12 protein-coding genes are annotated in these 12,826 nt (G+C 76.7%); 8 read left to right on the top strand and 4 right to left on the bottom strand.

The features are described from left to right. Positions 1-97: 97 nt before the first annotated feature. The 4 genes from L3X23_RS11495 to L3X23_RS11480 all read right to left on the bottom strand — a co-directional run bounded on the left by L3X23_RS11495 (position 98) and on the right by L3X23_RS11480 (position 4,940). Positions 98-841: a peptidoglycan-binding protein gene (locus L3X23_RS11495; RefSeq protein ID WP_237192211.1), complete on the bottom strand. Its 744-nt coding sequence runs from the start codon at positions 839-841 to the stop codon at positions 98-100. A gap of 120 nt (positions 842-961) precedes the next feature. Beyond that, positions 962-3,697 carry a BTAD domain-containing putative transcriptional regulator gene (locus L3X23_RS11490; protein ID WP_237192210.1) on the bottom strand — a complete coding sequence of 912 codons (2,736 nt, stop codon included), beginning with the start codon at positions 3,695-3,697 and terminating at the stop codon, positions 962-964. Then, entirely contained in the window at positions 3,694-4,272 is a 579-nt protein-coding gene (locus tag L3X23_RS11485; protein WP_237192209.1) for a DUF1275 family protein, read from the bottom strand. Before L3X23_RS11485 ends, L3X23_RS11490 begins: the two co-directional genes overlap by 4 nt. 122 nt (positions 4,273-4,394) lie before the next feature. Beyond that, complete coding sequence (locus L3X23_RS11480) at positions 4,395-4,940, bottom strand: Dps family protein (protein WP_237192208.1); 546 nt, start codon at positions 4,938-4,940, stop codon at positions 4,395-4,397. Positions 4,941-5,079: 139 nt separating this feature from the next. On the opposite strand from L3X23_RS11480, the gene L3X23_RS11475 reads away from it, so the two are divergent. From L3X23_RS11475 to L3X23_RS11440, 8 genes are all read left to right on the top strand, one after another. Then, positions 5,080-5,997: an acyl-CoA dehydrogenase gene (locus tag L3X23_RS11475; protein ID WP_237192207.1), complete on the top strand. Its 918-nt coding sequence runs from the start codon at positions 5,080-5,082 to the stop codon at positions 5,995-5,997. Beyond that, positions 5,994-7,259: a bifunctional PIG-L family deacetylase/class I SAM-dependent methyltransferase gene (locus L3X23_RS11470; protein ID WP_237192206.1), complete on the top strand. Its 1,266-nt coding sequence runs from the start codon at positions 5,994-5,996 to the stop codon at positions 7,257-7,259. The genes L3X23_RS11475 and L3X23_RS11470 overlap by 4 nt, the downstream gene beginning before the upstream one ends. Next, a complete protein-coding gene (locus tag L3X23_RS11465; protein ID WP_237192205.1) occupies positions 7,256-7,891 on the top strand; it encodes a glycosyltransferase family 2 protein in 636 nt (211 codons plus the stop codon). Before L3X23_RS11470 ends, L3X23_RS11465 begins: the two co-directional genes overlap by 4 nt. Before the next feature lie 177 nt (positions 7,892-8,068). Beyond that, the gene (locus tag L3X23_RS11460) at positions 8,069-9,067 is read left to right on the top strand and encodes an aromatic ring-hydroxylating dioxygenase subunit alpha (protein ID WP_237192204.1); all 999 of its coding nucleotides are present in this window, start codon (positions 8,069-8,071) and stop codon (positions 9,065-9,067) included. A 12-nt stretch (positions 9,068-9,079) separates the two neighbouring features. Further along, entirely contained in the window at positions 9,080-9,580 is a 501-nt protein-coding gene (locus L3X23_RS11455) for a thiamine pyrophosphate-binding protein (RefSeq protein WP_093088105.1), read from the top strand. After that, the gene (locus tag L3X23_RS11450; protein WP_093088102.1) at positions 9,577-10,185 is read left to right on the top strand and encodes a thiamine pyrophosphate-dependent enzyme; all 609 of its coding nucleotides are present in this window, start codon (positions 9,577-9,579) and stop codon (positions 10,183-10,185) included. The genes L3X23_RS11455 and L3X23_RS11450 overlap by 4 nt, the downstream gene beginning before the upstream one ends. Further along, positions 10,172-11,695, top strand: a complete 1,524-nt coding sequence (locus L3X23_RS36120) for a GMC family oxidoreductase (RefSeq protein WP_237192203.1) — start codon at positions 10,172-10,174, stop codon at positions 11,693-11,695. Before L3X23_RS11450 ends, L3X23_RS36120 begins: the two co-directional genes overlap by 14 nt. Before the next feature lie 32 nt (positions 11,696-11,727). Next, a complete protein-coding gene (locus L3X23_RS11440) occupies positions 11,728-12,801 on the top strand; it encodes a hypothetical protein (protein WP_237192202.1) in 1,074 nt (357 codons plus the stop codon). Positions 12,802-12,826 lie beyond the last annotated feature (25 nt).

Genomic DNA, 12,826 nt, shown 5'->3' with positions numbered 1-12,826 from the left:
CGCGTGACGGTCCGTCTCCGGGGCCGGGAACGCGCCGAGCCCGCGTCCCCGGTGGTCCGGGTGGCGCGGGCTCGTGTGGCGGTGAGCGGGGACCTGCTCAGCCGCCCATCTGGTTGTTGCCGGTGGCCAGCATCCGGGTCAGGGCGGCCTGGGTGGCGGCGTTCATCGTGCCGGTCTGCGGCAGGTGGGCGTCTCGCTGGAGGTAGGTGATGGCCTGGGTGGTCTGGGTGTTCATGATCCCGGTGTCGGGGCCCTCGTAGTAGTTGAGCTGCCCGAGCTCCTGCTGCAGGGTCTCGATGGCCTGCGAGGGCTTGACCGGCGGGGTGGGCGGCGTTGGCGGCGTGACGTGCCCGCCGCCCCCGTTGCCGTTCGACCCGCCGCCCGCGGGGACGATCGCGTGGCCCCCGCTGTGGGCACCGGGCACCACGTTGATGATGGGGGTGGTGCCGGGGTCGGCCATCGGGGCGGCGGTGCTGCCCCAGAGACCGCCCAGCCCCGCCACGAGGCCCGCCGTCAGGCCCGCCGCGGCCAGGACCGAACCGACCGTGATCGCGATCGTCTTGCCGCGGCCGCCCTTCTGCCCGGCGGTGGCGCCGGGCCCCGGCCGGTACCCCGCCCCCGCGGGCTGCTGTCCCGCGTACTCGGGCCCCGCGTAGGCGGGACCGCCCTCGTGGGTGTCGTAGCGGGTGTCGTCGTAGCGGTCGTCGTCGTACTGGGCGTCGTACCGCGGCGCGTAGGGGGTCCGGGCGGTGGCGGAGCGGTAGGGCGAGCCGTACCGGGGGCCGCGGGGCTGCTCGTCCTCGCCGCCGGTGGTGGTGCGGGTGGTGGTGTCGGTGCTCATCGGGAGCCTCCCCGGTCTGTCCGCCCGGTCCCTCCGGGCTGAGACCGACTCTGCGCCCGGCCGATCCAACGCCGGTCCAACCTGGGGGCCGGGCCGCGGAATCCCGCTGAAACGCGCTGGTCAGAGGTCGGTGAGGCGCATCCGGGCGCCGGTGGCCCAAGCCGCGTCGGCTGCGCTCTCGGGCAGGGCGGCGCGGGCCGCCGCGAGCAGCGGGGGCGCCCAGTCGGTGTGTGGCCAGCCGATCCCGGCCCGGGTGAGGTGGGCGTGCGCGGCACCGAAGAGGGTGACGGCCTCCCGCGCCCGGCCCGCCTGCGCGGTCAGGCCCGCCCGCAGCTCCAGCAGGAACGGCGCCTCGACCACGCCGTGGGCCCGGTGGGCCTCGAGCAGCCGCTCGGTCCAGCGCAGGCCCTCGTCGGTCCGCCCGGCGCGCAGGGCGTCGGCCGCGGCGACGACGGCGGCGACCCAGCAGGTGAAGTGGTCGTCGACGGCCGCGCCGCGGGCGAAGACCTCGGCGGCGGAGCCCGGGGTCTCGCCGGCGAGCAGCGCGGCGACGGCGAGCGGCAGCGCGTCCGGTGCGGCGACGGTGCGCAGCGCGGCCAGCGCCGGTGCGACGGCGGCGGCGCCGATCCCCGCGGCGAGCGTCCCGGCGACCACGGCGAGCCGGTCGACCAGCTCGGGCGCCCCGGACCCGGGCTCCACGGCGCGCACGGCCGCCGCGACCAGGTCGGGGGAGCCGTCGCCCGCGAGCCCGCGGAACCCGGCCAGGCCGAGCAGCGCGAGCGCCCGGTCCAGCGGCTCGCCGAGCTCCAGCGCGACCGCTCGCTCCAGCCGGTGCCGCGCCTCCAGTGACAGCCCGCGGTGGTAGAGGTACTGCGCGACCCGCCCGACGACGGCGACCCCGACCGCCGAGGGCCGGTCCACCAGGGTGTGGACGAGGGTGGCCCGCAGGGCTGCGAGGTCGTCGTCGAGCCGGGCGAACCAGGCGGTCTCGGCGGGGGAGCCGAGCCGGGGGAGCTCCGCGGCGAGCCGGGCGACCCACCGGTCGCGGCGCAGGTGCAGGCCGTCCGGGTCGGCGGCGACGTGCGTGGCGTGCCCACGCACGGTCGCGAGCTGCGCGAACCGGGAGGGCCCGCCCACCCGCAGCGGCCCGAGGGGGCTCAGCAGGGAGCGGTGCACGAGCCCCGCGACGGCGTCCTCGGCCCGGTCGGCGGGCAGCCCGGCGAGGGCGCCCGCGACGCCGACCGTGAACGGGCCCGGCACCACCGACACCGCGGCGTGCAGGGCCGCCTCGTCCGGTCCGAGCAGCGCGACGCTCTGCGCGACCGCCTCCCGCAGCGTGCGGTGGTGGTCGCCGCGGTGGGCCCGCCCGACCGCGGCGAGGCCGCTCGGGTCGGTCGTGACCTGGTCCAGGATCTCCGGCAGCGCGAACGCGCGCGTGCGGGCGGCGGCGAGCTCGATGGCCAGCGGCAGGCCGTCGACGGCCCGGCAGATCCGGGCGATCACCTCGGCGGAGTCGGGGGCGCGGGCGGAGTCGGCGACCCGGGCCCGCTCGGCGAACAGGCGGACCGCGGGCGCGGCGGCGACCTCCGGGTCGTCGGGGTCCGGCAGGGGCAGCGGCGCGAGGGCGACCACGGCCTCGCCCGGCACGTCGAGCGCTTCGCGGCTGGTGGCGAGCAGGGTCGTGGCGGCACCATCGGCGAGCAGGGTCTCCGCGAGGTCGGCCGCGGCGTCGAGGACCTGCTCGCAGTTGTCGAGGACCAGGAGCATCCGCAGGCCCAGCAGGTGTGCGCGGACGGCGTCAGTGGCGGGCACGGCCAGCCCGACGGCGGCGCGGACCGCGTCGAGGACCTGTTCGGGGGCGCGGGCGGCGGTCAGGTCGACGAACCGGACGCCGTCGGGGAACGCGGGCGCGGCGGCCCGCGCGACCTCCACCGCCAGCCCGGTCTTGCCGCACCCCGCCGGGCCCACGACCGTGACCAGCGCGGACTCGGTGACGAGTGCGGTGAGCCGGTCGAGCTCGGCGTCCCGGCCGAGCAGGGTGCGCCGGGGTGGCAGGCGCACGTCGACCGTCGGGGCGGCGACCCGGCGCGGCCCGGCCAGCGTGGGGTCCTCGGCCAGCAGGCGGGCGTGCAGGTCCCGCAGCTCGCGGCCGGGCTCGACGCCCAGCTCGTCGAGCAGGAGGGTCCGGGCCCGGGTGAAGTCGGCCAGCGCGCGGTCCGGGCGGCCCGCGCGGTGGTCGGCGAGCATCCGTTGGGCCCAGAGGCGCTCGCTGAGCGGGTGGTCGCGCAGGGCGGACTCCAGCTCGAGCAGGGCGGCTTCCGGGTCGCCCTCGGCGAGCAGGGCGTCGACGTGACGTTCGCGGACCTGGCCGTGCAGCTCGGTCAGCCGGGCGACCGCCGCCTCCGCCCAGGGCTCGTCCGCCAGCTCGCCGAGGGGGCGGCCGCGCCACAGACCCAGTGCCTCCGCCGTGACCAGCAGCGCGGAGCGGCCCGCGGTGAGCAGGTCGTCCGCCTCGCGGGCGAGGCGCGCGAACCGCAGCGAGTCGACCTCCGCCGAGGCGGTGAGCAGCCGATATCCCGCGGGATCGTGGGCGAGGACCTGCGAGGCGGCGCCGCGGACGCGGTCCGGCTCCAGGGCCTTGCGCAGCCGGAAGACGTGGGACTCCAGGGTGGACTGCGCGCCTGCGGGCGCGGCGTCGGACCAGAGGGCCTCCACCAGGGCATCCGGGCTGACCGGGCGGTTCGGGTGGACCAGCAGCATCCCGAGGACGGTGCGCAGCTTGCCGCCCGCGACCGGTACCGGCACCCCGTCGCGCTCGACGGTGATCTCCCCGAGATCCCGGTAGCGCAGCGTCATGCCGGTGATCCTCGCAGCAGCCGCGCGGCGGCCGCGACCAGCACGATCGGCACCCCCAGCGCGACGGCGGTCGGGAGCAGCGCGGCCGCGACGGCGCCGACGACGAGCGCGAGCAGCTGCCGCAGCGCTGCCACGGCGGCCCGGCCGTCCCGCTCGGCCACGGCGGCGTGCGCGGCCGTGGTCAGGGCGCCGGTCATGTAGGTGGTCGAGGTGTGCAGCCGCAGTCCCACGACGCTCTGCCCGCCGAGCGCGGCGGCGAGCAGCGCCAGCACGACGGGCTCGACGCCCGCCAGCTGGAACGGGACGGCGGCGACCAGCAGGACCAGCTCGGCGACCAGGGGGAGGGCGAGCGCCGCGCGTGGGCTCGCGGCCCACAGCAGCGCACCGAGGGTGAACCCGCCGACGGCGATCCCGATCGGCACCAGCCGGGCGGGGTCGTGGCCGGTCAGCGCGTCGCCCGCGGTGACCAGGTTGCCCGTCACGATCCCGGCGAACGCCCCGCCGAGCGCCGTCAGCGCCACCAGGTTGACCGCGCCCGCCGCGCAGGCCAGCAGCGTCCCCGCCCATGCCCTCACCCGGGAACGCTAGCGCGACCGCCCCGGGACGGCTCGGGGATGGCCGAGCGTCCCGGGGCGGTCCGGATGGCCGCCCGGGGCGGCGGGCGGCCGTGAGGGGGACGGGGGAGATCAGAACATGATCAGGAGACGGTCTGTGCGGCCTCGGTCTCGGAGGAGGCGCTCGCCTGGCGGAGGGTGCCGTCGGCGTTCTCCAGGTGGGCGCGGACGAACCACTGGAACTGCTCCAGCTCGCCCGCCTGCGCGATGAGCAGGTCCTGGGTCACCGGGTCGAGCTTCTCGGTCTCCTCGATCGCGCCGCGGTGGTCCGCGATGACGCCCGAGTACACGAGGTCGAGCGCCGCGAGGTGGGCGATCGCGTCGTTCCGGCCGATGGAGTAGTCGTCCCAGGTGCGTTCCGCGACGAGGGCGCCGGGGGTGCCCTTCGGCGAGCCGCCGAGGGTCGCGATCCGCTCCGCCACGTCGTCGACCATCGCACGCACCGACTCGACCTGCGGGTCCAGCATGGTGTGCACCGCGATGAACTGCGGGCCGATCACGTTCCAGTGGACGTGCTTGAGGGTGAGCGCGAGGTCGTTCAGGGCGTGCAGGCGGATCTGCAGCAGGCCGACCACGCGGTCGGCGGCGCCGGTGTCGAGACCGGGGACGGTGTAGGAGACGCTGGCCACGAGGAAATCCTCCCGTAATCGATGTGTGCTCGACCCAGAGCTACCCGGCGGGGCCGGCCGAAAACGTGATCAGTCCGGGGGAGTGGCCCCGCGCTCGATGGGTATCCCGCGCTCCGTCACGAGCGGGGAGGAGCCACCGGTGTCGCTGCTGTCGGAGCCGTCCGGGTCGCCGTCGTCGGACGGCGACGACCTCCCGCCCCCGCCGGGCCAGGGCTCGACCGTCGAGCGGTGGGCCCGGTTCGCGGCCTGGGGGCGCGCCGACCTGCCCGCCGCGCGGCTGGCCGAGGGGCACGCGGACGCGCTCGCGATCCTGGTCGAGGCGGGCGCCGAGCCGATCCCGGGCGCCCGTTACGGGGTGTGGGCGGCCCGCTCGGAGGGCACCGGCGCGGTGCTCGCCGGGGCCGTCGGGTCCTGGTCGCTGGAGGGGCGGGTCCGGTACTGCTCCGGCGCGCACGAGCTGGACCGGGCGCTGGTCGTCGCCGAGGCGCCCGGCGGGAGCCGGATCGTGGACCTCGACCTGCGGCATCCCGGCGTGCACCGCGTGGAGGGCACCTGGCGGGCGGCGGCGATGCGCGCGAGCGACAGCATCGACGTCGAGCTGCGCGGGATCGCGGTGACCGACCCGGTGGGGGAGCCGGGCTTCTACACCGCGCGGCCCGGGTTCGCCTGGGGCGGCGGCGGGGTGGCCGCGGTCTGGTTCGGCGGTGCCGTGGGCGCCGTCGACCGGCTCCGGGAGCGCCTGGCGTCCGGGGCGGACGCCCATGCGCTGGCCCATCTCGGGGCGCTGCACACGGGCGTGTGCGCCGTGGACGCGCTGCTGGAGCGCACCGCGGAGCTGATCGACGCCGCGCCCAAGGCCGCCCACGCGGGCGAGGTCGCCGTCGCGCGGGCGGCGGCCGAGGCGCTCTGTCGGGACGTGCTCGACCGGGTGCCGCGGGCCGCCGGGGTCGGGGCCCTCGCCGCCGGGCTCGCCGACCACCTCGCCGACCTGGGGGTCTACGTGCGTCAACACCACGGCGAGCGGGACCTGGCCGCACTCGGGGAGACGCTGCTGTGACCGCCCCCGCCGTGGACGTCGCCGAGTGGTCGGCGGCCCTCGACGCCCGCGACCTCGCCCCGATGCCCACCGACCTCGGCCGCGTCGTGGTCGTCGCCGCCCACCCGGACGACGAGACCCTCGCCGCGGCCGGGCTGCTGCAGGCGCTCGACCGTGCCGGCGGGCCGGCGCACCTGGTCGTCGCGACCGACGGGGAGGCGGCCTACCCGGGCATGCCGCCCGCCGAGCTCGCCGCCACCCGGCGGGCCGAGCTCCACGCCGCCTGGGCCGACCTCGGCGGCCGCGCGGAGTCCGTGACCTGGCTGGGGCTGCCCGACTCCGACCTCGCCGCGCACGAGGACGCGCTGGTCGCGGCCCTGCGCCCGCTGCTGGCCGAGGCGGACGCCTGCCTCGCGCCGTGGCCGGAGGACCCCCATCCCGACCACGCCGCGGCCGGGCGGGCGGCCCGCCGCGCCGCCGCGGCCCGGACCCACTGCTTCGGCTACCCGATCTGGCTCATGCCGTGGAACCGGCCCGACGCCGTCGCGGTGCCGTGGGCCTCGGCGCTCGTCCACCGGCTCGACGACCGGGCCCGGGCGGCGAAGGCCGCGGCGATCGGGCGGTTCGTCTCCCAGACCGCGCCCGACGAGCCGATCCTGCCCCCGGACGTGCTGGCGCACTTCGCGGGCGACCGGGAGCTGTTCTTCCGCCTGCCACCCGCCGACGGCGCGCCGCTGAGCCGGTTCGCCGAGCTGTACGCCGCCGACCCGGACCCCTGGGGCACGCGGTCGCGCTGGTACGAGGAGCGCAAGCGGGCGATCCTGCTGGCCTGTCTGCCCCGGCAGCGCTACACCCACGCGGCGGAGCCGGGGTGCGGGACCGGCGCGCTGACCGCGGCGCTCGCCGCGCGGTGCGACGCGGTCACCGCGTCCGATCCCGTGTCCGCCGAGCTCGCGCGCGGCGAACCGACGGGGGAGCACGTCCGGGTGCTCGACGCGGCCCTGCCGGACCCGGCGGCGGTGCCCCGCGGCGTCGACCTGGTGGTGGCGAGCGAGGTGCTCTACTACCTCTCGCCCACCGACCTCGCGGCGGCGACCGACCGCATCGCGGAGTCCCTGGTGCCGGGCGGCGACCTGGTCGTCGTCCACTGGCGGGGGCTGCCCGCCGAGGCGCCGCAGGGGGCCGCCGAGGTGCACCGGCTGCTGCGGGGCGACCCGCGGTTCGCTCCGCTCGTCGAGCACCGCGACGAGGAGTTCCTGCTCGACGTGCTCCGCCGCCGATGAGGGTCGGGGTGGTGGTGCCGGCCCGGGACGAGGAGGACCGGGTCGAGGAGTGCCTGCGCGCGGTGCGCGCCGCGATCCGCCACGCCGGGGTGCCGGGCTGGGTCTGCGTCGTCGCCGACCGCTGCACCGACCGGACCGCGGACGTCGCGGCGCCGTACGCGCGGGTGGTGCGCGCCGGGCGGGCCCGCACAGTCGGCGAGGTCCGGGACCTGGGCGTGCGGCACCTGCCGCCGGTCGACTGGCTGGGCAACACGGACGCCGACTCGGTCGTCCCGCCGTCCTGGGTCGCCGACCAGCTGCGCCACGCGGCGGCGGGCGCGGATGCCGTGGCGGGTCCGGTCGACCTGGACGCGGAGCTGCCGGGCGTGGCGGCCGAGCGCTACCGGCGCCTGCTGACCGGCACCGACGGCCACGCCTACGCCGCGAACCTCGGGGTCCGGGCGACCGCCTACCACGCCGTCGGCGGGTTCCCGGCCGTCCCGCACGGGGAGGAGCACGCCCTGCTCGCCCGCCTGCGAGACGCCGGGTTCCGCGTGGTCCGCCCGCCGGAGGTCCGGGTGCGGACCAGCGCGCGGACCACCGGACGGGCCGCGGGCGGTCTCGCCGACCTGCTCGACGGCCTCGGCGCCTGATCCGGTTAACGCAGCGGTTACCGGACCGGGGAGCCGGCGGCAACATCGCGGCACGACGGTGGGCACGTCCGTCCGGCACGACCCGGTGAACGATCCGCAGCTCCCCTGCGGAGGAGGACCCCCTTCTGGTGTCGGGTGCGAGGGCCGCCACCGCGTGCGACACGACGCGGAGGTGCGGTGAGCGACACCGTCTTCGACCCGGCGGACCGGGCGATCCTGGCGGGCCACTGGTACGCCGTGGCGCGCTCGGCCGACGTGGTGGACGCGCCCCTGTCCGCCCGCCTCCTGGACCAGGACCTGGTCGTCTACCGCGCGGGCGGCGAGGTCGTGGTCGCGGACGACCTGTGCCCCCACCGCGGCGTCCCGTTGAGCATGGGGACCGGGGGCGAGGCCCTGCAGTGCGCCTACCACGGACTCCGGTTCGGCGCGGGCGGACGCTGCGTGGCCGTGCCCGCGCACCCGGGCGCCCGCATCCCGGAGCGGCTGCACCTGCGCCCGTACCCGGTCCGCGAGCGGTACGGGCTGGTCTGGACGTGCGTCGGGGACCCGGTCGGCGAGCTCCCCGGGTTCGCCGAGTTCGACGAGCCCGGGTTCCAGACCGTGGTGTTGCCGCCGTTCGACGTCCGGGCGTTCGCGGGGCGGCAGGTGGAGGGGTTCCTCGACGTCGGGCACTTCGCGTTCGTGCACACCGCGTCCTTCGCCGACCCGGAGAACACCGAGGTCCCGCCGTACCGCACGGAGCCCGCGCCGTTCGGGTTCACCGTGGACTACCGGTCGACCGTCGCGAACGTCGGCGCGGGCACGGTGAACCCCTTCCCGGGCGCCCGGTGGCTGCGGGCCTACGCGATGCACCTGCCGTTCACCCCGACCCTGGTGATCCACTTCCCGGACGGCGGGCGGCTGGGCATCCTCAACGCCGCCACACCCGTCGGGCCGCGGGAGACCCGGCTGTTCGGGGTGGTCGCCAAGGACGTCTTCACCGACCAGACCGAGGCCGAGGTCGTCGAGTTCAACCTGCGGGTGTTCGAGGAGGACCGGGTGATCGTGGAGCGCCAGCGGCCGGAGAACCTCCCCACCGACCCGCGCATCGAGGTCAACATCCCCGCCGACCGCAGCTCCGTCGCCTACCGGCGGGCGCTGCGCGATCTCGGCCTCGGCGCCTTCTTCACCGTCTAGAAAGGACGATCCATGCACGACTCCGCGGTGGGCGAGGTGCTCGCCGGGCTGGCCCAGGCCGGGGTGAGCATCGCCTGCTACCTGCCGGACTCCCTGTTCAAGCCGCTCTACCCGGCCATGGACGCCGCCCCCGGGCTGCGCACCATCCGCGTGACGAACGAGGGCGAGGGCGCCGCGATCTGTGGTGGCGTGTTCCTCTCGGGCAGGCGGGCGGTGCTGGTCATGGAGAACTCGGGGCTGCGCGCGTCGGTGGAACCCTTGGCGCGCATGGGGCTCGGCGCCGGGATCCCGGTCGTGATGCTGATGAGCTACCGCGGCGAGATGGGCGAGAACAACTGGTGGGCCGTGCCGCACGGGATCACCATGGAGCCGGTGCTCGGCGCGCTGCGGATCCCGTACCGGGTGGTGCGCCGGGAGCAGGAGATCCGGCAGTCCATCGTGGACGCCTACGAGCTGGCGTACTCGAGCTACTACCACACGGCCGTCGCGCTGGGCGGGGAGATCGTGCGATGAGGCGCTACGACTGCATGGTCTCCCTCGCGGGTCTGCTGACCGACGAGCTCGTGGTGCTCTCCCTCGGCGGCAGCGTGGACGAGTGGTACACCGCGGCCCCGCACATGCGCGCGGCCAGCCTGTTCCAACAGCAGCTGGGGTGCGTGACGCCCGAGGCGTTCGGGCTGGCCGTCGGGCTGCCGCACCGGCGGGTCGTCTCGCTGGACACCGACGGCGGGCTGCTGTTCAACCTCGGCATCCTCGCCACGCTCGGCAACGAGCAGCCGCCGAACCTGTTCGTGGTGGTCTGGGACAACGAGCGCTACCAGTCGATCGGCGGTCCGCCGACGCACACCGCCTCGGGCCGGGTGGACCTCGCGGGCATCGCGCGGGCCTCGGGCGTGACCGAGGCGCACACCGCCCGCACGGTCGAGGAGTTCGCCGCGCACTGCGCCGCCGGGCTCGCCGCCGAGGTCCCGTACCTGGTGGTGGCCAAGGTGTCCGGCGAGACGGTGCCCGGGATCCGCCGGAAGCACTCCGACGGCCGCGAGGACAAGTACGTCTTCGTGCGGCACGTCGAGGAGAGCGAGGGCATCGTGATCATGGGGCCCAGTGAGCACAACTGACCCGGCGGCGACCGGGCCCGACTGGATCGTGGTGGGCGGCGGGAGCGCCGGGTGCGTGCTGGCCCGGCGGCTCTCCGACGACCCGTCGGTGCGCGTCGTGCTGCTGGAGGCGGGGCCCGCCAGGGGCGGCCCCGCCGTCGCGGACCCGGCCCGCTGGACGGAGCTGATCGGCGGCCCGCTGGACTGGGGCCACGCCTACGAGCCCGCCGCGCCGACCCTGCACCGGCCCATCGCGATCCCGCGCGGGCGAGTCCTCGGCGGGAGCAGCGCCACGAACGCGATGCTCTGGTACCGCGGCCACCCCGCCGACTACGACGCCTGGGGCGAGGGCTGGGACTTCGCCACCCTGCTGCCGTACTTCCGCAGGTCGGAGGACGCGGGACGGTCCGACCCGTGGCGGGGGACCGGCGGGCCGATGCGGGTGGAGGCACCGGCGGACCCGCACCCGGTCGCGCTCGCGGTCCTCGACGCCGCCGTCGAGGCGGGCCTGCCCCGGATCGCGGACGCCAACGGTGCCACCAACCTCGGCGCCACCGTCCCCGAGTTCACCGTGCGCGGGGAGCGCAGGCACAGCGCCGCCGACGGGTACCTCGCGCCGGTCGCGGGGCGGGCGAACCTCGACGTGCGCTGCGACACCCACGTGGTCGGGCTCGAGTTCGCGGGCGACCGGTGCGTGGGGGTGCGGTGGCGGCCCGCCCGCGGGGAGTCCGGCGGCGGGATGCTGCGCGCGGAGCGGGGCGTGGTCCTCGCGCTCGGCGCCCTGGAGACCCCGCGGCTGCTGATGCTCTCCGGCATCGGGCCCGCCGCGCACCTGCGCGCGCACGGGATCGCGGTCCGGGTGGACCTCCCCGTCGGCGCCCGGCTGGCCGACCACCCGTTGGTCACCGGCATCACGTTCCGCGCCCGGGAGCCGCTCGGCCCGGTGCGCGGCACCGGCGGCGGGGCGATGCTGAACTGGTGCTCGCCCGGCTCCGAGCGCCCGGACCTGCACGCCTTCGTGGTCCAGGGGCCGCACGCCACCCCCGAGGTCGCGGCGCGCCACGACCTCACCCCACCGGTCTTCGCGCTCTCCCCGGGCCTGATGCGCGCGCGGAGCCTGGGGGAGGTCCGGCTGACCGGCACCGACCCCACCGCCCCGCTGCGGATCCAGCCGAACCTGCTCGGCGACCCGCAGGACGTCGAGGCGCTGTGCGCGGGCGTCGAGTTCGTGCAGGAGCTGGGGCGCACCGGTGCACTGGGCGCGGTCGCCGCGGGCCCGGCCGCGCCCGACCACCTGCTGACCGCGCGCGAACGGGAGGCGTTCGTCCGGCTCGCCACCTCGACGTTCTTCCACGTCGCGGGCACCGCCGCGATCGGGCCGGTGGTGGACCGCACGCTGCGGGTGCACGGCGTCGACGGGCTGCGGGTGGTCGACGCGAGCGTCTTCCCGAGCCTGCCCTCGTGCAACACCAACGCGCCCGTGATCGCGGTGGCCGAGCGCGCCGCGGACCTGCTCAGGGCCGCCGGGTGACGGCCGTCTGCACCCCTATCGAGGAGGAGACCATGGACCTCGCCGACTACCTGCGGCTGCTGCCGAAGGTCGAGCTGCACTGCCACTTCGTCGCCACGATCCGCCCGAGCACGCTCGTCGAGCTGGCCCGGGCCCGGGACGTGCCGCTGCCCTCCTACGACCCGGACGTCCTGTTCGACTACGACAACATCGTCGACTTCCTGACCGTGTTCGAGGCCGCCCAGCCGGTCTTCGCGGACAAGGGCGTGTTCGAACGGGTGGCCTACGAGTCCGTCGAGGACGCGGTGGCGGCCGGGAACCTGCGCTACCGCGAGTACTTCGTGAACGCCGACCTGTTCCCCATCCCCTACGCCGAGGTGCTCGACGCCATGGTCGCCGGGCTCGCGGCCGCCGAGCGGGACTTCGGCGTCGGGTTCGGGATCATCCCGGCGATCGCGCGGCAGCGTCCGCCCGCGTCGGCCCTCGACCTGGTCCGCACGATCCTCGACGACGGCCGCCCCGAGGTCCTCGGCATCGGCCAGGACTACCTGACCCCGCAGAACACCGAGTCGCCCGAGCTCTGGGTCGAGGCGTACGCGCTGGCCGAGCGGCACGGGCTGCGGCGGACCGCGCACGTCGCGGAGATCCCCGGCTCCACGGCGGACGCCGTGACGGTCGCGATCGAGCGGCTGGGTTGCGCGCGCATCGACCACGGCTACCACGTCCTGGACGACCCGGCGGTCGTCGAGGCGGCCCGCGCGCTGCAGATCCCGTTCACCTGCACGCCGTACTCCACCCGGGTGCTCTCGGGCTGGGAGATGACCCCGGAGCACCCGGTCGCACGGATGATCCGGGCCGGGCTGAACGTCACGCTCAGCACCGACGACCCCACGTTCTTCCGCACCGACCTCGGGCGCGAGTACGCGCAGGCGTTGCCCGCCATGGGGTTCGGGGCCGCGGACGGCGCCCGGATCGCCCTGGCCGGGGTGGACGCGAGCTGGCTGCCCGCCGACCGCAAGGAGCGGCTGCGGGCGGAGTTCACCGGCCAGATCCGCGCCCTGGACGCCGCCCTGGGTTCCGCCCTGGGTTCCGCGCTGGGTTCCGTGCCGGGTTCCGCGCCGTCCTGAGCGCGCCGGCGTGACAGTCTGGGCC

Source organism: Pseudonocardia sp. WMMC193 (assembly GCF_021728735.1).
In the GTDB taxonomy this organism is placed as follows: Bacteria; Actinomycetota; Actinomycetes; order Mycobacteriales; family Pseudonocardiaceae; genus Pseudonocardia; species Pseudonocardia oroxyli.
Note: the sequence above shows the minus strand (reverse complement) of the source record. Positions and strands in the feature narration are given on the sequence as shown.

Bases quoted from the DNA above. Each gene is read 5' to 3' on its own strand.
- L3X23_RS11495 (WP_237192211.1), bottom strand. From the start codon at position 841: ATGAGCACCGACACCACCACCCGCACCACCACCGGCGGCGAGGACGAG.
- L3X23_RS11490 (WP_237192210.1), bottom strand. From the start codon at position 3,697: ATGACGCTGCGCTACCGGGATCTCGGGGAGATCACCGTCGAGCGCGAC.
- L3X23_RS11465 (WP_237192205.1), top strand. From the start codon at position 7,256: ATGAGGGTCGGGGTGGTGGTGCCGGCCCGGGACGAGGAGGACCGGGTC.
- L3X23_RS11455 (WP_093088105.1), top strand. From the start codon at position 9,080: ATGCACGACTCCGCGGTGGGCGAGGTGCTCGCCGGGCTGGCCCAGGCC.
- L3X23_RS11450 (WP_093088102.1), top strand. From the start codon at position 9,577: ATGAGGCGCTACGACTGCATGGTCTCCCTCGCGGGTCTGCTGACCGAC.
- L3X23_RS11440 (WP_237192202.1), top strand. From the start codon at position 11,728: ATGGACCTCGCCGACTACCTGCGGCTGCTGCCGAAGGTCGAGCTGCAC.